Origin of the sequence: Enterobacter sp. SES19 (assembly GCF_011765665.1) — a bacterium.
Lineage (GTDB): Bacteria > Pseudomonadota > Gammaproteobacteria > Enterobacterales > Enterobacteriaceae > Enterobacter > Enterobacter pseudoroggenkampii.
Map to the genome: position 1 here is coordinate 3345477 of NZ_CP050320.1, position 21669 is coordinate 3367145.

19 protein-coding genes are annotated in these 21669 nt (G+C 55.2%); 2 read left to right on the plus strand and 17 right to left on the minus strand.

Going from position 1 to position 21669, the window contains the following annotated elements; all coding sequences use genetic code 11:
• Positions 1-2: 2 nt before the first annotated feature.
• The 13 genes from nuoM to lrhA all read right to left on the minus strand — a co-directional run bounded on the left by nuoM (position 3) and on the right by lrhA (position 15048).
• Positions 3-1532, minus strand: coding sequence for an NADH-quinone oxidoreductase subunit M (nuoM, locus tag GXP72_RS15900; protein WP_208763109.1), 1530 nt, complete (start codon positions 1530-1532; stop codon positions 3-5).
• Between the two features lie 76 nt (positions 1533-1608).
• Entirely contained in the window at positions 1609-3450 is a 1842-nt protein-coding gene (gene nuoL / locus GXP72_RS15905) for an NADH-quinone oxidoreductase subunit L (RefSeq protein ID WP_024908969.1), read from the minus strand.
• Entirely contained in the window at positions 3447-3749 is a 303-nt protein-coding gene (gene nuoK, locus GXP72_RS15910) for an NADH-quinone oxidoreductase subunit NuoK (RefSeq protein WP_003861496.1), read from the minus strand. The genes nuoL and nuoK overlap by 4 nt, the downstream gene beginning before the upstream one ends.
• Positions 3746-4300 (minus strand): NADH-quinone oxidoreductase subunit J, encoded by a 555-nt coding sequence (gene nuoJ / locus GXP72_RS15915; RefSeq protein WP_008500212.1) that lies wholly within the window; start codon positions 4298-4300, stop codon positions 3746-3748. Before nuoJ ends, nuoK begins: the two co-directional genes overlap by 4 nt.
• Positions 4301-4310: 10 nt before the next feature.
• Positions 4311-4853 carry an NADH-quinone oxidoreductase subunit NuoI gene (gene nuoI, locus GXP72_RS15920; protein ID WP_003861491.1) on the minus strand — a complete coding sequence of 181 codons (543 nt, stop codon included), beginning with the start codon at positions 4851-4853 and terminating at the stop codon, positions 4311-4313.
• A gap of 13 nt (positions 4854-4866) precedes the next feature.
• On the minus strand, positions 4867-5844 hold the full coding sequence (gene nuoH / locus GXP72_RS15925; protein WP_047346615.1) for an NADH-quinone oxidoreductase subunit NuoH: 978 nt from the start codon (positions 5842-5844) through the stop codon (positions 4867-4869).
• A complete protein-coding gene (gene nuoG / locus GXP72_RS15930) occupies positions 5841-8564 on the minus strand; it encodes an NADH-quinone oxidoreductase subunit NuoG (protein WP_025913145.1) in 2724 nt (907 codons plus the stop codon). Before nuoG ends, nuoH begins: the two co-directional genes overlap by 4 nt.
• Positions 8565-8619: 55 nt before the next feature.
• Complete coding sequence (nuoF, locus tag GXP72_RS15935) at positions 8620-9957, minus strand: NADH-quinone oxidoreductase subunit NuoF (protein WP_008500209.1); 1338 nt, start codon at positions 9955-9957, stop codon at positions 8620-8622.
• On the minus strand, positions 9954-10454 hold the full coding sequence (nuoE, locus tag GXP72_RS15940) for an NADH-quinone oxidoreductase subunit NuoE (RefSeq protein WP_006176513.1): 501 nt from the start codon (positions 10452-10454) through the stop codon (positions 9954-9956). The genes nuoF and nuoE overlap by 4 nt, the downstream gene beginning before the upstream one ends.
• Positions 10455-10456: 2 nt before the next feature.
• Positions 10457-12259: an NADH-quinone oxidoreductase subunit C/D gene (gene nuoC / locus GXP72_RS15945; RefSeq protein ID WP_023312537.1), complete on the minus strand. Its 1803-nt coding sequence runs from the start codon at positions 12257-12259 to the stop codon at positions 10457-10459.
• Between the two features lie 89 nt (positions 12260-12348).
• The gene (gene nuoB / locus GXP72_RS15950; protein ID WP_003861482.1) at positions 12349-13023 is read right to left on the minus strand and encodes an NADH-quinone oxidoreductase subunit NuoB; all 675 of its coding nucleotides are present in this window, start codon (positions 13021-13023) and stop codon (positions 12349-12351) included.
• Between the two features lie 15 nt (positions 13024-13038).
• A complete protein-coding gene (nuoA, locus tag GXP72_RS15955; protein ID WP_014171000.1) occupies positions 13039-13479 on the minus strand; it encodes an NADH-quinone oxidoreductase subunit NuoA in 441 nt (146 codons plus the stop codon).
• 630 nt (positions 13480-14109) lie between these two features.
• Positions 14110-15048, minus strand: a complete 939-nt coding sequence (gene lrhA, locus GXP72_RS15960; protein ID WP_021241557.1) for a transcriptional regulator LrhA — start codon at positions 15046-15048, stop codon at positions 14110-14112.
• 938 nt (positions 15049-15986) lie between these two features.
• Here lrhA and alaA point away from each other — a divergent pair.
• Both alaA and yfbR read left to right on the plus strand, forming a co-directional pair.
• On the plus strand, positions 15987-17201 hold the full coding sequence (gene alaA, locus GXP72_RS15965) for an alanine transaminase AlaA (protein WP_008500204.1): 1215 nt from the start codon (positions 15987-15989) through the stop codon (positions 17199-17201).
• 94 nt (positions 17202-17295) lie between these two features.
• Complete coding sequence (gene yfbR / locus GXP72_RS15970; RefSeq protein WP_090419955.1) at positions 17296-17895, plus strand: 5'-deoxynucleotidase; 600 nt, start codon at positions 17296-17298, stop codon at positions 17893-17895.
• An 80-nt stretch (positions 17896-17975) separates the two neighbouring features.
• Here yfbR and GXP72_RS15975 read toward each other — a convergent pair whose 3' ends face one another.
• The 4 genes from GXP72_RS15975 to yfbV all read right to left on the minus strand — a co-directional run bounded on the left by GXP72_RS15975 (position 17976) and on the right by yfbV (position 21596).
• Positions 17976-19808 carry an SLC13 family permease gene (locus GXP72_RS15975; RefSeq protein ID WP_090419959.1) on the minus strand — a complete coding sequence of 611 codons (1833 nt, stop codon included), beginning with the start codon at positions 19806-19808 and terminating at the stop codon, positions 17976-17978.
• Between the two features lie 75 nt (positions 19809-19883).
• Complete coding sequence (locus GXP72_RS15980; protein WP_024908965.1) at positions 19884-20543, minus strand: sugar phosphatase; 660 nt, start codon at positions 20541-20543, stop codon at positions 19884-19886.
• Between the two features lie 11 nt (positions 20544-20554).
• Positions 20555-21049: a YfbU family protein gene (locus tag GXP72_RS15985; RefSeq protein ID WP_008502874.1), complete on the minus strand. Its 495-nt coding sequence runs from the start codon at positions 21047-21049 to the stop codon at positions 20555-20557.
• A 91-nt stretch (positions 21050-21140) separates the two neighbouring features.
• Positions 21141-21596 carry a terminus macrodomain insulation protein YfbV gene (gene yfbV, locus GXP72_RS15990; RefSeq protein WP_008502875.1) on the minus strand — a complete coding sequence of 152 codons (456 nt, stop codon included), beginning with the start codon at positions 21594-21596 and terminating at the stop codon, positions 21141-21143.
• Positions 21597-21669: the final 73 nt, after the last annotated feature.

The window sequence follows — 21669 nt, forward strand, 5'->3', positions numbered from 1 at the left end:
AATTACGGCCTTGTAGTAGAAACAGAATTAACAAACCACTGCTGGATATTGCCCATCGCGCTGTGCGAGGTATCCAGAATCGGCTGCGGGAAGAAGCCCAGCAGCAACAGCAGTACGACCAGCAGCAGGATGATGAACAGCTCACGCAGCGACATCCCCGGCAGTTCTTGTGCAGCAATTTCGCTCTTCGCTTTACCGAAGTACGCGCGGTGCAGCATCGCCAGCGAGTAGACGGAAGCGAACACCAGACCAAAGGTGGAGATCACGGTAATCACCGGTACCACTTTGAAGCTGCCGAAAAGAATCATAAATTCGCCGACGAAGTTACCGGTACCCGGCATCCCCAGAGTCGCCACCGCGAAGAACATGGAGAGCGCTGGCAGCCACTTAATTTTGCTCCACAGACCGCCCATCATACGCATGTCACGGGTGTGCAGACGTTCATACAGCTGGCCGCACAGGATGAAGAGACCGGCTGCGGACAGACCGTGCGCAATCATCTGGATCACCGCCCCCTGGTACGCCAGCTGGCTGCCGGTGTAGATAGCAATCAGCACGAAGCCCATGTGGGAAACGGAGGTGTAGGCAATCAGACGCTTGATGTCGTACTGCGTGAAGGCCATCCAGGCACCGTAGAAGATACCGATCACACCCAGCCACATGGCAATCGGTGCGAATTCTGCGGAGGCGTTCGGGAACAGCGGCAGAGCGAAACGCAGCAGACCGTAGGCCGCCGTTTTCAGCAAGATGCCCGCCAGGTCAACGGAACCCGCCGTTGGTGCCTGAGAGTGCGCGTCTGGCAGCCAGCCGTGCAGCGGAACCACCGGCATTTTCACCGCGAAGGCGATGAAGAAGCCCAGCATCAGCAGGTATTCCACGCCGTGAGACATTGGGGTCTTCAGCAGGTCTTCGTAGTTGAAGGTCCAGGTACCGGTCGCGTTGTGGTGAACAAACACCAGCGCCAGAATGGCAATCAACATCACCAGACCACTCGCCTGGGTATAGATGAAGAACTTGGTTGCCGCCGTGATACGCGTTTTACCGTCGGACGCCTTGTGGCCCCACAGCGCGATCAGGAAGTACATCGGCACCAGCATCATCTCCCAGAAGAAGAAGAACAGGAACATGTCGATGGCAAGGAACACGCCGATCACGCCGCCCAGGATCCACATCAGGTTCAGGTGGAAGAAGCCCTGGTATTTTTCGATTTCACGCCAGGAGCAGAGTACCGCCAAAACACCGAGCAGACCGGTCAGCACCACCATCAGCAGCGACAGACCGTCAATCGCCAGGTGGATCGTAATGCCGAAACGTGGGATCCACGGCAGGATGAACTCAGACTGCCACTGCGGAATGCCCGCAGACTGGGTCAGTGAGTAACCGCCCTGCAACCACAGTTGCAGGCCAAGCGCGAGCGTCAATCCCATGGTGATCAGCGCAATCCAGCGCGGCATCTTCACGCCAAAGCGTTCAGTCTGCCAGCACAGGAAGCCGCCGATGAAGGGAATTAATATTAGCCAGGGTAGTAACATGGCGATTTACATTCCTTTTTAAGGCCCCCAGCAGGGGCCTGATTTTCAACGAATTCGAATAAAATTCACTTAACGATCAACGCAACACCATCAGCAGCGCCAGCACGACAACCGCACCGATGCTCATGGACGCCACATACCAGCGCAGGTAACCGTTCTCGCTGTACAGCAGGCCTTTACCTGCAAAGCGGGAGAGGATCGCCGGGATATTCATCAGGCTGTTCAGTGGGTCGCGCTTCACCAGCCACGCAATGCCCAGGAACGGCTTAACGAAGATCATGTCGTACAGCCAGTCGAAGCCCCACGCGTTGTACCACCAGGTGCCCAGCAGGCGGCCTGGCGCACTGTTGGCCACGGCAGTCACCAGCGTACGTTTGCCCAGCCACAGCCATGCAGCGATCAGGATGCCCGCGATAGCGACCACACCGGAGGTGATTTCAAGCGTCAGAACGCGACCGTGCTCAAGCTCGGTGGTGTCTGGCAGTACGCCCTGCAGCGGCGGTACAATCATCGCGCCAACGAAGGTGGACAGTACCAGCAGCACAATCAGCGGCAGGTGATGGGTAATCCCCTTCCCTGCGTGAGCGTGAATTTGTTCTTTACCGTGGAATACGATGAAAATCATACGGAAGGTATACAGGGAGGTCATGAACGCACCGACCAGACCCGCAACCATCAGATTGATATGACCATTCGCCATGGCACCCGCAAGGATTTCGTCCTTACTGAAGAAGCCCGCGGTGATCAGCGGCAGTGCCGCCAGCGCCGCGCCGCCCACCAGGAAGCAGACATAGACCAGCGGGATAGACTTACGCAGTCCGCCCATTTTGAAGATGTTCTGCTCGTGATGGCAGGCCAGAATCACCGAACCGGATGAGAGGAACAGCAGCGCTTTAAAGAACGCGTGCGTCATCAGGTGGAAAATGGCCGCGTCCCACGCCTGAACGCCCAGCGCCAGGAACATGTAACCAATCTGGCTCATGGTGGAGTACGCGAGAACGCGCTTGATGTCGGTCTGCACCAGCGCGGCAAAGCCTGCCAGCACCAGCGTGACCGCACCGACGATACCCACCAGATGCAGAATTTCCGGGGTCATCAGGAACAGGCCATGGGTACGCGCAATCAGGTAGACACCGGCGGTAACCATGGTCGCAGCGTGGATCAGCGCGGAGACAGGGGTTGGACCCGCCATCGCGTCGGCCAGCCATGTCTGCAATGGCAGCTGCGCGGATTTACCCACAGCACCACCCAGCAGCATCAGCGTTGCCCACCACAGCATGTTATTGCCTGCGGCGAAGTGCGCTGGCGCCAGTTCCACCATTTCGCGGAAGTTCAGCGTGCCCAGTTCGTTGTAAAGAATGAACAGCGCGAAAGCGAGGAAGACGTCACCCACGCGGGTCACGATGAACGCTTTCATGGCCGCTGCGCCATTCTTCGGATCGGTATAGTAGAAACCGATCAGCAGGTAAGAACACAGACCCACGCCTTCCCAGCCCAGATACATCAGCAGCAGGTTATCGGCCAGGACCAGAACCACCATGCTGGCGATAAACAGGTTGGTGTAGGCGAAGAAGCGGGAGTACCCCTCTTCACCGCGCATATACCAGGAGGCGAACATGTGGATCAGGAAGCCAACGCCGGTAACCACGGAAAGCATGGTCAGCGAGAGGCCGTCCAGCACCAGGTTGAAACCGATGTTGAAATCACCGACCGACATCCACGTCCACAGCGGCACGCTGAAAGGCTGACGCCCGTTGTTAAAGAAGTCGATACCCGCATACGCTGTCACCAGCGCGGCCAGGCCAACAGAGCCCATGCCGACGGTTGCAGACAGATTCTCAGACCAGCGGCCGCGAGAAAACGCCAGCAGCACGAAGCCAATCAGCGGAAAAATAATGGTTAAGGCAAGCATGTTCATCCACGCAACTCACTTACTGAATCGATGTTCAGATTCTGGCGGCGACGATGGAGCTGTAGCAACAGCGCCAGGCCAATACTCGCTTCGGCAGCCGCGAGGCTGATGGCGAGAATGTACATCACCTGACCATCGGTCTGGCCCCAGTAGCTTCCGGCGACCACGAAGGCCAGCGCGGAGGCGTTAATCATGATTTCCAGCCCGATCAGCATAAACAGCAGATTGCGGCGGATAACCAGACCGGTCAGACCCAGAACGAATAAAATCGCAGCGAGGATCAGTCCATGTGTTAAGGGGATCATGCGCGCTCCTCCGTTTTTCTTTTCGCGCGGTCGTCAGTGCGGTTGCTCAGCACCTCGCCAGCACGCTCTTCGCGGCCAACGTGGAAAGCCACAACCAGACCTGCCAGCAGCAGCATTGAGGCCAGTTCCACTGCCAGAACGTATGGGCCAAAGAGCGTGATACCGACCTCTTTCGCGCCAATCGGCGTGCCGTCGATGCCCTGATCGTTAACACCCAGAATGGCATAAACGATCACCACCAGCATGATGGCCGACAGAATTGCCGGGCCAATCCACACCTGCGGTTTTAACCACTGACGTTCCTGCTCAATTTCAGAGCCGCCCAGGTTCAGCATCATCACCACGAACACGAACAGCACCATAATGGCCCCGGCGTAGACGATGATTTCCAGCGCACCGGCGAAGTGCGCGCCCAGTGCAAAGAACACCCCGGAAATGGCCAGCAGCGAGATGATTAAGTACAGCAGCGCATGCACCGGATTGGTGTGCGTGATCACTCGCAGCGTAGCCAGGATGGCGATAAGGCCACAGATATAAAAAGCGAATTCCATTGCCCTCTCCTTACGGTAACAGGCTCTTGACGTCGATAGGCTTAGCTTCGTTCTCTGCTTCGCCCTTATCTTTGCCGTCGATTGCCATACCCGCCATCCGGTAGAAGTTATATTCCGGGTATTTGCCCGGACCGGAAATCAGCAGATCCTCTTTCTCGTACACCAGGTCCTGACGCTTGTACTCACCCAGCTCGAAGTCTGGAGTCAGCTGAATCGCCGTGGTTGGGCACGCTTCTTCACACAGACCGCAGAAGATGCAGCGTGAGAAGTTGATGCGGAAGAACTCAGGGTACCAGCGGCCGTCTACCGTCTCGGCTTTCTGCAGAGAGATACAGCCTACCGGACACGCTACCGCACACAGGTTACAGGCAACGCAGCGCTCGGAACCGTCCGGGTCGCGCGTCAGCACGATACGGCCACGGTAGCGCGGCGGCAGATATACCGGCTCTTCCGGGTACATCCGGGTTTCGCGTTTGGCAAACGCGTGCAGGCCGATCATCCAGATACTGCGTACCTGGGTACCGAAGCCTACCAGTAATTCTTTTAAGGTCATGGTCTATTGCCCCTTATGGCTGCTGCCAGAGAATGACAGCGGCCGTTACCAACAAGTTGACGAGCGTCAGCGGCAGGCACACTTTCCAGCCGAAGGACATTACCTGGTCATAACGCGGACGCGGTAACGCTGCGCGAATCAAAATGAACATCATCATGAAGAACGCGGTTTTCAGCGCGAACCAGATGAACGGCGGTAAGAACGGGCCATGCCAGCCACCGAAGAACAGCGTTACCATCAACGCGGAAATGGTGACGATACCGATGTACTCGCCCACGAAGAACAGACCGAATTTCATACCGGAATATTCGATGTGGTAACCGTCGGCCAGTTCCTGTTCGGCTTCTGGCTGGTCAAACGGGTGACGGTGACACACTGCCACGCCCGCGATGGCAAAGGTAATAAACCCAAAGAACTGCGGAATAACGTTCCAGATGTCGGCCTGGTTGTTGACGATGTCGGTCATGTTGAATGAACCGGCCTGCGCCACCACGCCCATCAGGGAGAGACCCAGGAACACTTCGTAGCTCAGGGTCTGCGCGGAAGCACGCATCGCACCCAGCAGCGAGTATTTGTTGTTACTGGACCAGCCTGCGAACAGGACCGCGTAAACCGCGAGGCCTGCCATCATCAGGAAGAACAGAATGCCGATGTTCAGGTCAGCGACCACCCAGGTCGGGCTGACCGGCACGATAGCAAACGCCAGCAGCAGCGAGGTGAAGGCGATCATCGGTGCCAGAGTAAAGATCACGCGATCCGAGAAGCGCGGGATCCAGTCCTCTTTAAAGAACATCTTGATCATGTCCGCGACCAGCTGGAGTGAACCACCCCAGCCCACGCGGTTCGGTCCGTAACGGTTCTGGAACAGACCGAGCAGACGACGTTCACCAAAGCTCATGAACGCGCCGCAGGTGACCACCACCAGCAGAATCACAACCGCTTTCAGAATGCTCAGCAGGATGTCGATAAGATCCGGCGTTAACCAACTCATGCTTTTGCCTCCTGCAGATTATCAAGACGCGCACCCGCCAGAACTGGCGCGATGCCAGGCATACCCATCGGCAGACCGACCTGCCCTGCTGTCAGGCTTTCAGAAATAATCAGCGGCAGGCTGATGGTCTGGCCGTCATAGCTAAAGGCGATGTTCGCACCCGCGTTAACGCCAAGCTTCGCGGCATCCGCCGGGTTAAGCTTGATGTACGGCTGCGGCATACGGGTCTGGAAGACCGGTGAACGCTGGGACAGCTCGTCGCTACCGAACAGGTGGTAGTACGGCGCAATACGCCAGCTACCGTCCTGCGCCTGGAAGCTCGCCGGTACGGTGGTGAAGAAGTCCAGACCGGTTTCGGAAGCTTCAATCAGACGCACGCCCGGATCGCCGTGGCGCAGGGAGCCGCCCACTTCAGCCTGGAACTTGTTCCATGCCTGCGGGGAGTTCCAGCCCGGTGCCCATGCGAACGGGATTTGCGAACGCGGTGCAGACGGCTGGTTGTTCCCTTCCATGGAGAAGGCAAACATGGTGTCTTTATCCTGCGGCTGGCGCGGTTCGTGCACGCTGATATTGGCGCGCATTGCGGTACGGCCGCTGTAACGGTGCGGTTCACGCGCCAGTTTCTGGCCGCGAATGCGGAAGCTTGCTTCAGGCGCGGCATCTTTAATGCCTGCCAGCTGAGGCAGTTTTTCCACCACCGCGTCGATAACGTGGTCGAGCTGCGTCCAGTCCACTTCACGGCTCTGCACGGTGCTGTGCAGGGAGTGCAGCCAGCGCCAGCTTTCCAGCATCACGGTGTTGCTGTCGTAGTAAGCCGGGTCATAAACCTGGAAGAAACGCTGCGCGCGGCCTTCGTTGTTGATAACGGTACCGTCGCTTTCTGCGAAGCTTGCCGCAGAGAGCACCAGGTGCGCTTTGTCCATGATCGCGGTGCGCTGATGGTCAATCACCATCACCAGCGGCGCTTTGGAGAGCGCGGCGTCAACGCGAGCGGCAGAAGCATGACGATGCAGGTCGTTTTCCAGCACCACCACGGCGTCAGCGGCACCGGATTCCAGTTCGCTTAACGCAGCTTCCAGCGAGCCGCCGCCGATCATGCCCAGACCAATGCTGTTCACCGCACGGGCAATCATGGTCACGCCGACGTCAGCACCGCGGCCTTTCAGGGCTTTGGCCACGTTGGCTGCCGCCTGAATGATCTCAGCGCTGCCGGCGTTGGTCCCGGAAATAATCAGCGGTTTCTTCGCACCGGCCAGGGCCTGAACAATCACGTCAACCTTGTTCTGCAGGTCGCGATCCAGTTCTACCGCCGGTGAGTTGTTGTCCAGCGCGTGGGCAATGGCAAAGCCAAGGCGCGCCTGATCTTCAACCGGTGCGCAGTAGGTCCACGCCGCGATGTCGTCCAGACGGGTGTTGTCGACGTTGGTCACAAACAGAGGATGCTTCGCGCGCTGACCGATGTTCAGGATCGCCGCAATCTGCCAGTCAGCCACTTTCTGCGCCGCTGCCATTTCACGTGCTTTACCCTTCACCGCCTGACGAACCGCCAGAGCCGCGCGGGCGCCGGTCTGGGTCAGGTCTTCACCCAGCACCAGGACCGCATCATAGGATTCGATTTCGCGCAGCGCAGGGGTATGGATACCGCCTTCACGCAGCACTTTCAGTACCAGCTGCAGACGTTCCTGCTCGCCCTGAGCGATACCGGTATAGAAGTTTTCCGCCCCAACCAGCTCGCGCAGCGCGAAGTTGCTTTCGATGCTGGCGCGCGGGGAGCCGATACCGATCACTTTCTTCGACTGGCGCAGAATATCTGCCGCGCCCTGCATCGCCTGTTCAGCGTTCAGGGTAATGAAGTCGTCGCCACGGCGCTGAACCGGCTGACGCGGACGGTCTTTGAGGTTCACATAGCCATAGCCGAAACGACCGCGGTCGCAGAGGAAGTAGTGGTTAACGGTACCGTTGTAACGGTTTTCGATACGGCGCAGTTCGCCGTAGCGCTCACCCGGGCTGGTGTTACAGCCGAGGGAACACTGCTGGCAGATGCTTGGCGCAAACTGCATGTCCCATTTACGGTTGTAACGCTCGGAGTGAGTTTTATCCGTAAAGACGCCGGTCGGGCAGATTTCTACCAGGTTACCGGAGAATTCGCTCTCCAGCACGCCGTCTTCCGGACGACCGAAGTAGACGTTGTCATGCGCGCCATACACGCCCAGATCCTGACCGTCTGCATAGTCTTTGTAGTAACGCACGCAGCGGTAGCAGGCGATGCAGCGGTTCATTTCGTGAGAGATGAACGGCCCCAGGTCCTGGTTACGGTGGGTACGCTTGGTAAAGCGATAGCGACGGAAGCTGTGACCGGTCATCACGGTCATATCCTGAAGGTGGCAGTTACCGCCCTCTTCACAAACCGGACAGTCGTGCGGGTGGTTGGTCATCAACCACTCCACCACGCTTTCGCGGAACTGTTTGGCTTCTTCGTCATCAATCGAAATAAAGGTGCCTTCGGTGGCTGGCGTCATACAGGACATCACCAGGCGACCACGCGTGTCTTCCGCGTTTTGATATTGCTTCACCGCACACTGGCGGCAAGCACCGACGCTGCCCAGCGCCGGATGCCAGCAAAAGTACGGAATATCGAGGCCAAGAGACAGACAAGCTTCCAGCAGGTTGTCCGCCCCGTTGACTTCGTATTCTTTGCCGTCTACATGAATCGTAGCCATTAGCATGCTTCCAGTTGGCTCGGTCGAAACCGAGCGTTAATCAAAATTCTTGTCGTTACCAGCGCGCTTTAAGCAGGTTCGGCTGAATCCCATTGATCGCATGGGTATTGCTGAACGGCTGCTTGATGCCTGCTTCGAACTCGTCGCGGAAATATTTGATCGCGCTCTGCAGAGGTTCGACGGCACCCGGTGCGTGGGCACAGAAGGTTTTACCCGGGCCTAAGAATCGACACAGTTGCTCAAGCGTCTCGATATCCCCAGGCTGGCCTTCGCCACGTTCGATTGCACGCAGGATCTTCACGCTCCACGGCAGACCATCACGGCACGGTGTACACCAGCCGCAGGACTCGCGGGCGAAGAACTCTTCCAGGTTACGCACCAGCGAGACCATGCCGATCTCGTGGTCGACGGCCATCGCCAGCGCCGTACCCAGACGGCTGCCTGCTTTACCAATGCTTTCGAATTCCATCGGCAGGTCAAGGTGGGCTTCGGTCAGGAAGTCAGTCCCTGCCCCACCCGGCTGCCAGGCTTTGAATTTCAGGCCATCGCGCATGCCGCCCGCGTAGTCTTCAAGAATTTCACGTGCGGTAGTACCGAACGGCAGTTCCCAGACGCCAGGATTTTTAACGCGACCGGAGAAGCCCATCAGCTTGGTACCGGCATCTTTGCTTGAGGAGATGCCCTGATACCACTCCACGCCGTTGGCGAGGATAGCCGGAACGTTACACAGGGTTTCGACGTTGTTTACGCAGGTCGGTTTACCCCATACGCCGGAGCTTGCCGGGAACGGTGGCTTGGAACGCGGGTTCGCGCGGCGGCCTTCCAGGGAGTTAATCAGCGCCGTTTCTTCACCGCAGATATAACGCCCGGCACCGGTGTGCACGAACAGTTCGAAGTCAAAGCCGGTGCCCAGGATGTTTTTACCGAGCAGGCCCGCTTCGGTGGCTTCGGCAATCGCGCGACGCAGGTTTTCCGCCGCTTCGATGTACTCACCGCGCAAGAAGATGTAGCCACGGTACGCTTTCAGCGCAAACGCGGAGATCAGCATGCCTTCCACCAGCAGGTGCGGCAGTTGTTCCATCAGCAGGCGGTCTTTATAGGTGCCCGGCTCCATTTCATCGGCGTTACACAGCAGGTAACGGATATTCATGGATTCGTCTTTTGGCATCAGGCTCCACTTCAGACCGGTGGAGAAGCCCGCGCCGCCGCGGCCTTTCAGGCCAGACTCTTTTACCGCGTTAACGATGTCGTCCGGCGCCATGCCGCCAAGGGCTTTACGCGCGCCGGCATAGCCGTTTTTGCTCTGGTATTCGTCGAGCCATACCGGCTGTTTGTCATCGCGCAGACGCCAGGTCAGCGGATGCGTCTCAGCAGTACGAATTACAGTTTTCATTTGTACTGCTCCAGCAGGTCAGGAATCGCTTCCGGCGTCAGATGGCTGTGAGTGTCCTCATCAATCATCATGGTCGGCCCCTTGTCGCAGTTACCCAGGCAGCAGGTTGGCAGCAGAGTAAAGCGTCCATCGAACGTGGTCTGGCCCGGCTTGATATTGAGCTTCTTCTCAATCGCAGCCTGAATGCCCTGATAACCGGTGATGTGGCAGACTACACTGTCACAGTAGCGGATCACATGGCGGCCTACCGGCTGACGGAAGATCTGGCTGTAGAACGTGGCTACGCCTTCTACGTCACTTGCCGGAATACCCAGCACTTTCGCGATCTCATAGATCGCCCCATCCGGCACCCAACCACGCTGTTTCTGTACGATTTTCAGCGCTTCAATGGACGCCGCACGCGGGTCTTCGTAGTGGTGCATCTCGTGCTCAATGGCGGCACGTTCTGCTTCACTCAGCTCAAAAGCCTCGGTTTGTGGTTGTTGATTCTCGTGCATAATTAGCGGTCCACATCTGACATAACAAAATCGATACTACCCAGATACACAATCAGGTCGGAGACCAGACTGCCGCGGATGGCGGACGGGATCTGCTGCAGGTGCGCAAAGCTCGGCGTACGCACGCGGGTACGGTAGCTCATGGTGCTGCCGTCACTGGTCAGGTAGTAACTGTTAATACCCTTGGTCGCTTCAATCATCTGGAAGGATTCTTGCGCCGGCATGACCGGACCCCAGGAAACCTGCAGGAAGTGGGTGATCAGGGTTTCGATATGTTGCAGCGTGCGCTCTTTCGGTGGCGGCGTCGTCAGCGGGTGATCCGCCTTGAACGGGCCTTCCGGCATGTTGTTGAGGCACTGCTCAAGGATGCGCAGACTCTGGCGCAGCTCTTCTACTTTCAGCATCACGCGGGTGTAGCAGTCGGAAACACCGCCGCCCACCGGGACTTCAAAGTCGAAGTTCTCATAGCCAGAGTAAGGACGGGCTTTACGCACGTCGAAATCAATACCGGTCGCACGCAGACCTGCACCTGTCGTCCCCCACTCCAGCGCTTCTTTCGCGCCGTAGGCAGCAACGCCCTGGGAACGGCCTTTCAGGATGGTATTGCGCAGCGCGGCTTTCTCGTAAGAGGCCAGACGTTTTGGCATCCAGTCGAGGAATTCACGCAGCAGACGGTCCCAGCCGCGCGGCAGATCGTGTGCCACACCGCCGATACGGAACCAGGCCGGGTGCATACGGAAACCGGTAATCGCTTCCACCAGATCGTAGATTTTCTGACGGTCGGTGAAGGCGAAGAAGACCGGGGTCATCGCGCCGACGTCCTGAATGAAGGTGGAGATATACAGCAGGTGGCTGTTGATACGGAACAGCTCTGACAGCATGACGCGAATCACGTTAACGCGATCCGGCGTAACGATACCCGCCAGTTTCTCAACGGCCAGCACGTATGGCATCTCGTTGACGCAGCCGCCGAGGTACTCAATACGGTCGGTATACGGAATGTAGCTGTGCCAGGACTGACGCTCGCCCATCTTCTCAGCACCACGGTGGTGGTAACCGATGTCAGGTACGCAGTCGACAATCTCTTCGCCATCAAGCTGAAGAATAATACGGAATGCACCGTGCGCAGACGGGTGGTTCGGACCGAGGTTAAGGAACATGAAGTCCTCGTTGTCGGTACCGCGCTTCATGCCCCAGTCTTCCGGTTTGAAGGTCAGCGCTTCCATCTCCAGATCCTGCTTGGCTTTGGTCAGCTCAAACGGATCGAATTCGGTGGCACGTGCCGGGTAGTCTTTACGCAGCGGGTGGCCTGTCCAGGTCTGCGGCATCATGATGCGCGTCAGGTGCGGGTGGCCGTCAAAGGTCATGCCGAACATTTCCCAGGTTTCACGCTCGTACCAGTTGGCGTTCGGGAAAAGTTTGGTGATCGTCGGCAGATGCATGTCGTTTTCAGACAATGCCACCTTGAGCATGATATCCGTATTACGGTCTATTGAGATCAGGTGGTAGAAAACGGAAAAATCCGCAGCAGGGAGACCCTGGCGGTGGGTACGCAGACGTTCATCCATGCCGTGTAAGTCAAACAGCATGACGTACGGTTTTGGCAATTTCTTGAGGAAATCGACAACTTCCAGCAATTGCTCACGCTTCACCCAAACAACGGGTACCCCGGTGCGGGTAGCCTGAACAGTAAAGGCATCCGGCCCAAAACGGTTGCGCAGTTCGCCAATGACTGGGTCATCCAGATGATCCCGGGTCTGCCAGGCGGCTTCTTGCGCGGTTAAGTCGGTCATATTGTTCACCATTGCAAATGGTCCGTGGTGACTGTTGAGCCTGGCTTCGCGCTATTTGAGTAGTGATATGCGAAGGTGTTCTCCAGGCCTACAGGCGCAAATTAAATTTCGTCAGGCGTACGCAGATTGGTGACGGCAATACGTTCACCACGTTTACGCTCGCGCTCAGACTGCATGTTCGCGCGATACACACCCTGATCGCCAACAACCCACGACAGTGGGCGACGTTCTTTACCGATAGACTCCTGCAGCAGCATCAGCGCCTGCATGTAGGCTTCCGGACGAGGCGGACAACCCGGGATGTACACATCCACTGGAATAAACTTATCTACGCCCTGCACGACGGAATAGATGTCGTACATACCGCCAGAGTTTGCACATGCGCCCATGGAGATAACCCATTTAGGCTCCAGCATCTGGTCATAAAGACGCTGAATAACAGGTGCCATCTTGGTAAAGCAGGTACCGGCTACCACCATCAGGTCAGCCTGACGTGGTGAAGCACGCAGTACCTCGGCCCCAAAACGCGCAACGTCATGCACCGCAGTGAATGACGTCACCATTTCAACGTAGCAGCAAGAAAGGCCAAAGTTGTACGGCCAGATGGAGTTCTTACGACCCCAGTTGACCATATCGTGCATGGCATGTTCGAGTTTGCCCATGTACACGCTTTTATTGACTTCTTGCTCCAGGGGGTCGGTTACGATCTCCTGTTTTTGCAGGGGGTAACGGTCATTCTCACCGTTAGGATCTATGCGGGTGAGCGTATAATCCATCTTATTGCCTCGCTGTTACTGCTGACGATTAGAGATACTGTTTTCCGGGTTGATGTGTTCACGACGTGAACGCGCAGGCGTCCAGTCAAGCGCGCCAATACGCACCAGATAAACCAGACCGGCCAGTAGCACTAAAATGAAAATTGCGGCCTCGACAAAGCCCACCCAACCACTTTCGCGGATGGACGTTGACCATGCGAAAAGGTAAAGCGCTTCCACGTCGAAGATGACGAAGAACATGGCTACCAGATAGAACTTGGCAGACAGGCGTAAGCGAGCGGAACCTACTGAATCAATACCTGATTCGAAAGGTGTGTTTTTGTGCCTTGCGCGGGCGCGACCGCCCAGGAACCAGCCGCCGACTAACATCAGGCAGCACAGGCCAATGGCTACAATAAGAAAGATTGCGAATGCCCAGTGATGAGCGATGACTTCTGTGGATGTTGACATACTCATTGCTTACTCATCAAAAGTGATACCAACGACACTGCTCTTGCTGGCAGATGGGCATCACATCGATTCATGGGGAGGAACAAATAACCTTACACTAACTGTCAGAAATGAGACGTAGACAGCAAAATGATGGGGTTTTTTACTCCTTTCTATAACCTATTGTCAACTTTAACAAAGGTTTCTTCACATTAAATTACATCGAGCGATTCTCATTAACATTTGGTGCCCTTTAACCCTGGTGGGTCCATGACTTTCCGTCAAATGTATGTTGTTGAATCGTGTCCGTTTCGGAAGTAAAAAAAATAACCCTCCTATTTTGACAGGATTTGCCAACGATTCCTCCCCCCAAATAGGAGTATTTTCTTGATCTGTGACACGCTTTTGTTAATTCAACCAGGAAAACGGCAACATATTTCCTGTTTTTTTAACATGGGAGGTAGGTGGTTGAAGTTAGAACGGAAAACGGACAAGTTTTAAGCAAAAGCATTTAGCATGTTGATAAATATGAAGTATCCTGAAAACCCATACGCCATAAGCGGATATTTTTGCTAAAAAAAAGCCACTGCATGTGAAAATCACACGAGTGGCTTTTTTTTACACTTACATTTTGTTACCAGAATTTTGAGCTATCGATCACTCGAAATCCCCTTCAACGATCAGGGAATCATCCCCCCCTTCGGAGGTAACGCGTTCGAACTGCCACGGGTTATGGTAGTTTTCCATCGCCTCGAACACCACTTTGGCCAACTCGTTATGGCTGGACGAATTGTGGCAGAGCAGATACTCCGTATCCGGCAGCGCAGGAAGACCATCGGATTTTCCCAGGACGCGCAGATCGGGGCTCATCATCTCAACCGGACGGGCCGTCACACCCAGACCGGCCTTCACGGCAGCACGGACCGCTGGCAGCGTGGAAGCCACATACGCCAGACGCCACGGAATGTTGGCCTCATTCAGTGCCGTGAGCACCATATCGCGGAACGGGCTCGGGTCATCCAGTAAGACCAGTGGAACCGGCTCCCCTTTTTGCAGCACATATTCGGCCGCGCAATACCAGTGCGTAGGCGATGTACGCAGCGTCAGGCAGTCAAACTGCCCGGGACGATGCGTGGTGACCACCAGGTCAACTTTATTCTCATTTAACATCTCAACCATAAAGGCATTACGCTTTACGCTAACGTCCAGCGCAAGCTTCGGATAAACCGAACTAATACGATTGAGTAGAAACGGCAATATAGTATCCGCTGACTCATCAGATGCGCCTAACGTTAGCACCCCTTGAAGGTTGCTAAACATTAATGACATACATGCTTCATCATTAAAGCGAAGAATTTTCCTGGCATAACCCAGAAGCTGAATACCGTGTTCCGTTAAGAGCTTATTACGCCCATGACGCGCAAAAAGCTCTTTACCAACCAGTTGCTCCAGCCGCTGCATTTGCTGGCTGACGGCAGACTGAGTTCGGCAAACGGCGGCAGCAGCGGCTGCAAAAGTGTTGAGATCGGCGACCGCAACAAACGTTCTCAGCAGATCGAGGTCGAGATTCATTATCGGACGATTTGCATTTATCATATCTATTCACTTTCAGGTTGCTCGTGCGGAGCTGCCCGGGTTGAAGCTGTGTGTGTACAGTTAAGCAATTCCCTCTGAAGATTTTCCCTCGCATCCCGGCCCGGCAGACTGCCTGACAGATAGTTATTGTGCTGCTTTATATCAACAGTCAGAAAGCACGTTTCATGACGTTATTTTTATTCTCTTAAACGTTCAGGATATTTAGATGTTCGCAGGTTTATGTAAATTACATTAAAGGTATAACACCTTTTCTGCCATCTGTATCGCAGCGCTGTCAACGTAGCAGGAGATGTTCGACACATTCCAGCCAGAGATAACTCCAACAATAACAATCAATTAATGAGGAAAACCAGTCACAGATATACAAAAAACGTGTATCTGCACTCTGCTTTCCTGGAAGACATCTTAACCCAAATCCACTTTATTTATAAGTCTTATTGCAATATTGAGGATTAAAGAAGAATGTTAAGCTTCTAAACTAATTTTATTAGAATTAACTAAAGTTGCATTTTTTAGGTTAATAATAAATAAATTTTAATTTAGATTAAGACCATTCATTAATGGCACTTAACATTAATTTCACATGAGTAACTTTTAGCCACAGCATGCTATTACAGAAACAGGTATCAAGCATTCAGGTTTAACGAAATGTCACTCAAGGTGATTGCCACCTTTGTCCTGCTTTCCACCTATTTTTACCAGCACAATATACACAATTTTGACAAATGAATAGCACATTTAACCCAATATGGCACCGTGCGCACAACTTTAAGCCAGCATAAAAGCATACACCCAGAGAAAAAGATTTATCAAAATTTTGCTCCCGGCACAAAATCTTCTACTGCACACCCTTCAAAACGAAGCGAGGGGGGAGTACATTATTCCGTGCTGACTTCCACGGCAGGGAGTGGCAATCATAGCGAAAAGGTTAAAGGTTCATGTCCCCTATCGAAAAATCCAGCAAGCTAGATAACGTCTGTTATGACATCCGCGGCCCGGTTCTGAAAGAGGCAAAACGCCTTGAAGAAGAAGGCAACAAGGTTCTGAAACTCAACATTGGTAACCCAGCGCCATTTGGTTTTGAAGCGCCGGATGAAATTCTGGTTGATGTGATCCGCAACCTTCCTACTGCACAAGGCTATTGCGATTCAAAAGGACTTTACTCCGCACGTAAAGCCATCATGCAGCACTACCAGGCACGCGGTATGCGTGATGTTACCGTTGAAGATATCTATATCGGCAACGGCGTCTCCGAACTGATCGTGCAGGCGATGCAGGCACTGCTGAACAGCGGTGACGAAATGCTGGTACCCGCGCCGGACTATCCGCTGTGGACGGCAGCCGTGTCACTGTCCAGCGGTAAAGCGGTGCACTACCTGTGCGACGAGTCCTCTGACTGGTTCCCGGACCTCGATGATATTCGCGCGAAAATTACGCCCCGCACGCGCGGCATCGTGATCATTAACCCGAACAACCCAACGGGCGCGGTATACTCGAAAGAGCTGCTGATGGAGATCGTCGAGCTGGCCCGTCAGCACAACCTGATCATTTTCGCCGACGAAATCTACGACAAGATCCTGTACGACGCGGCACAGCACCACTCAATCGCTGCGCTGGCCCCGGATCTGCTGACCGTCACCTTTAACGGCCTGTCTAAAACCTATCGCGTGGCCGGTTTCCGTCAGGGCTGGATGGTACTGAACGGTCCGAAAAAGCACGCCAAAGGCTATATTGAAGGGCTGGAGATGCTGGCCTCCATGCGTTTATGCGCCAACGTTCCGGCGCAGCACGCGATCCAGACGGCGCTGGGTGGCTATCAGAGCATTAGCGAGTTCATCGTTCCCGGTGGTCGCCTGTACGAACAGCGCAACCGTGCGTGGGAACTGATCAACGATATTCCGGGCGTCTCCTGCGTGAAGCCGAATGGCGCGCTCTACATGTTCCCGAAAATTGACGCGAAGCGCTTCAATATTCATGACGACCAGAAAATGGTGCTCGATTTCCTGCTGCAGGAAAAAGTGCTGCTGGTTCAGGGTACGGCGTTTAACTGGCCGTGGCCGGATCACGTGCGTATCGTGACGCTGCCGCGCGAAGATGATCTGGAAATGGCCATCAGCCGCTTCGGGCGCTTCCTCTCCGGATACCATCAGTAATCTTAAAATCAGGCTACTTCGGTAGCCTGATTTGCATCTTCCCTCCCCTCCCCGCACAATGAACGCCTGTCGCAGTGAAGACAAAAGGTACCCTATGAGTCAGAGTCATTTCTTTGCCCACCTCTCCCGCCTGAAACTCATCAACCGCTGGCCGCTGATGCGCAATGTCCGCACGGAAAATGTGTCAGAGCACAGTCTGCAGGTTGCGATGGTCGCTCACGCGCTGGCCGCCATTAAAAACCGCAAATTCAACGGTCAGGTCAATCCAGAGCGCATTGCCCTGCTGGCGATGTACCACGATGCGTCAGAAGTGCTGACCGGCGACCTGCCTACGCCGGTAAAGTATTTCAACTCGCAGATTGCGCAGGAATATAAGGCCATCGAGAAAATTGCCCAGCAGAAGCTGATTGAGATGGTGCCCGAAGAACTGCGCGACATCTTTGAGCCGCTCATCGATGAGCATCAATACACGGAAGATGAAAAGTCGCTGGTCAAACAGGCCGACGCGCTCTGCGCCTACCTCAAGTGTCTGGAAGAGCTGTCCGCGGGGAATAACGAATTTTTACTGGCAAAAACGCGTCTGGAAAAAACACTGGAATCCCGCCGCAGCGAAGAGATGGATTACTTTATGCAGGTGTTTGTGCCGAGCTTCCATCTATCGCTGGATGAGATTAGCCAGGATTCTCCCCTCTGACTGTCGCCCAGCGGCGCTGCGCTTGCAGGGCCTACGGGGTTGTAGGCCGGGTTAGGCGTAGCCGCCACCCGGCAAAATGCTCAGAACGGGAACAGAACCGGTATCAATATCACGCATACCACCATCACCAGCACGGTGAACGGCACGCCCAGCTTCACGAAATCACTGAATGTGTAGTTCCCCGGCCCCAGCACCAGCGTGTTCACAGGTGAAGAAACTGGCGTCATAAATGCCGCTGAGGCCGCCATTGCGACCATCATCGCAAAAGGATACGGCGACACGCCCATGGATTTGGCCATCGCCAGTGCAATCGGCGCCATCAGTACCGCCGTCGCGGTATTGGAGATAAACAGACCGATAGTGGCGCACATGATAAACAGGCAGACCATCATCATGTACGGCCCATACCCGCCGCCCACGTCCATTAAGCCTTTAACGATCAGATCCACCCCGCCGGTTTTTTGCAGCGCCAGGGCGAAGGGCATCATCCCGACAATGAGAATGATGCTCGGCCAGTGAATGGCTTTATAGGCGCTTTCGGCGTCAATACAGCGGAATTTACCCATCAACAGACAGGCAATGATTGCGGCGACCGGATTGGGGATCTCATCGGTCAGCATCAGCGCCACCATCAGCACCAGACAAAAAATCGCGTGGGGGGCCTGGCTGTGCGCCGGGGAGGCATCGCTCTCCTCAACAGGCATGTTGAGCACCACAAAGTCACGCCCTTTTTGTCCGAGCTGGCTAATGAGCTTCCAGTTACCGACGACGAGAAAAATATCGCCCAGCAGGATCGGTTCATCCACCACCGCCCCTTCCATCGCTACGCCATCGCGCTTCAGCCCCACGACATTCAGGCCATAGCGGGTTCGGAACCCCATTTCCCGCACGGTTTTGCCCAACAGTTCCGATTCAGGGATCAGCGACACCTCGGCCATGCCAACATCCAGCGCCTGATCGGAGAAATACTCCCCACGCAGCACCATTGGTTCCAGCAGCTGTTCGCTGCAAAACTCGCGCAGATCCACGTCCGCAGTGGACATATCAATCAGGAGGACGTCCCGTGCGCGGAATTCCGACACCCCGTTGACGTTGACAATCACCCGGCGAAAACGACGCCAGCGCTCTACGCCGATCACATTCGCGCCATAGCGCTCACGCAGCTTCAGGTCATCCAGCCGCTGCCCCACCATCGGCGAGCCAGGACGAATAGCCAGACGGCGCGCGCGCCCGGTAAGGCGGTACTCTTTAATCAAATCGCGGAAGGTGCGTCGCTTCCACCCTTCTTTGTTTTTGTCCTGTTTTTCACCTTTTAGGGCAAACCGGGTCAGCAGCATGTAGACCACGCCCAACACCAGAATGACCAGCCCCAGCGGGGTGACGCTGAAAAAGCTGAAGCCCTCAAATCCTTCGCGGATCAGTTCGCTGTTGACGACCAGGTTCGGCGGCGTTGCCACCAGCGTCATCATGCCGCTGATCAAACCGGCAAAACTCAGAGGCATCATCAGGCGTGACGGCGAGCTCTGCATCCGCATGGAGACGCTCAGCACCACCGGGATAAAGATGGCGACCACGCCCGTGGAGCTCATAAACGCCCCCAGCCCGGCGACGGTCACCATCAGGTAGATCAGCATTTTGGTTTCGCTGTTGCCCGCCACCTTCACCAGCCACGACCCCATGATGGTCGCCACACCGGTGCGCACCAGCCCATCCCCGATGATAAACAGGGCGGCAATGAGGATAACGTTGGGATCGCTAAATCCGGAGAAGGCTTCCGGTAGCGTGAGCGTACCGCTCAGCACAAACGCGACGATGACAAACAGGGCGACGGCGTCCATGCGTACCTTGCCCGTTGCAAAAAGAAGGATGGCGATTAAAAGCAGGCTCAGGACCCAAATCAGTTCACCGTTCACAACTTATCCTTGTCAGTGGAAGATGAGGAATTTTGCCATAAAAAAGCCCCAGCAATGTGGGGCCATATCATGGGATTACACTTTTAGCGAGACGGTTACAACTCCGTCAGAGGCTTTTGAAACAGACAGGGCCGTCAGTGAATCCAGCACCAAATCTGCCTCGTCCAGCCGGGGAGATCCGGCCGGAACGTTAACGGCGATGACGTGACTTCCTGCGTTCAGCCCGGCCAGTACGCCAGCGGCCGCGTCTTCCACCACCACACACTCTGCGGGGTCGAGGCCCAGCAGTTCAGCCCCCAGTAAAAATGCATCGGGTTCAGGTTTGCCGCGCTTAACGCGCTCCGCGGTGATAAACACTTCCGGTTTCGGTAAACCAGCTGCCTTATGACGGGCGTGGGCAACCGGAATGGAGCCTGAGGTGACGATAGCCCACGGGATCTGCGCCTCGTTCAGATGCTCAAGCAGCTCGCGCGCGCCCGGTAACGCAGTAATGCCGTCCGTATCCGTGGCTTCAATGTGTTCCAGGTATTTGAACTCCGCCTGAATTTCTTCCTCAGAACGTCCGGCCAGGAAGTGCCGTAACGAGGTAATGGCCTGTTTGCCATGGATAAAATTCAGCACGTCCTGATGGTCGATGCCATGTCTGTCAGCCCAATGGCACCAGGAACGCTCCACAACCGGCAGCGAATCCACCAGCGTACCGTCCAGATCAAACAGAAAACCTCTACACTGCACACGCACCTCCGTCAGGCATTAATGATTTGTTGAATTTCGTTGCTGCTTAAATGGTACTGACGCGGGCAGGCATGCCACGCGCTCAGCATACGCTGATATTTATCCCACATCGGAGTCTGCGCGTTGAAGCCGTGGGTGCCCGCGTCAAAGTGGGTATAGCGCCCTTCCGTATTCACCATAAAGCGAACATAGCTCAGATAACGCGCTTCCGTTGCCGCATCAAAGCCTAAGAAGGTCACGCGGCGCTCGTCAATGGACTGCTGATCTTTGAGATTCGTCCAGGAGACGTGCAGGGCGTGATACATCTCCATAATGTCGATCACGATGCGGCAGGTTTCTTCTTTCAGCTCGCCAAACTCGCGGTCCAGTTCGCGCATTTGCAAACCAAAACCGCGTTCGACGATGGTCTGCAGGCGGCTGTAGCGCGCAGCGTTATCGGGATCAAGCATAGTCATCATTTTGTACTGATTGGACAAAATCAGACGTTGAGCATGGGTCATTTCCATCTTTCGACTCCTGTAGCGCATTGCACTTAAAAAAAAGACACGGTAACTGATTGTTACTGTGCCTTCTTTTCGTCGTCGTTTCGATGATCAATCACAAGTCATCGAGGAATGTTTTATCGAGTTGCTTAAAAGCACGCTTTAACGTGTCCGCCAGCGCCTGGTAATCCGGCTTGCCTTCCACCGGGGCGAGCGCCTGCCCGGCCTCTTCCAGCTTACCGCGCACTTCATAAAACCAGTGTAAAATAGAAGGAGGAAGTGGGGTGATGGACCGTTTACCTAACCACCACAGTCCCTGCATCGGCAGGCTTAATGCGAAGAGCGCCGTGGCGACCGCAGGTCCAAGCTGCCCACCCAACGCAATCTGCCAGCACAGCGTAAAGATAGCGACAGGCGGCATAAAGCGAATCGCATAGCGCGTGGCGCGGATGGTGCGATTCTCAATAAACATAGGCGCAAGGCGCTTTTCCATCGGCCACGTCTTTGCGTAATGCTGTCCCCGACGAAACAGACTAAAGAAATTTACGGACGGGTTCTCTGGTGTCGACATGGCTGTACCTCAACTTCACATATAAAAATTAAAATTTTCGTGCAAAACCACAACAAGCTATGACAACGTTCAA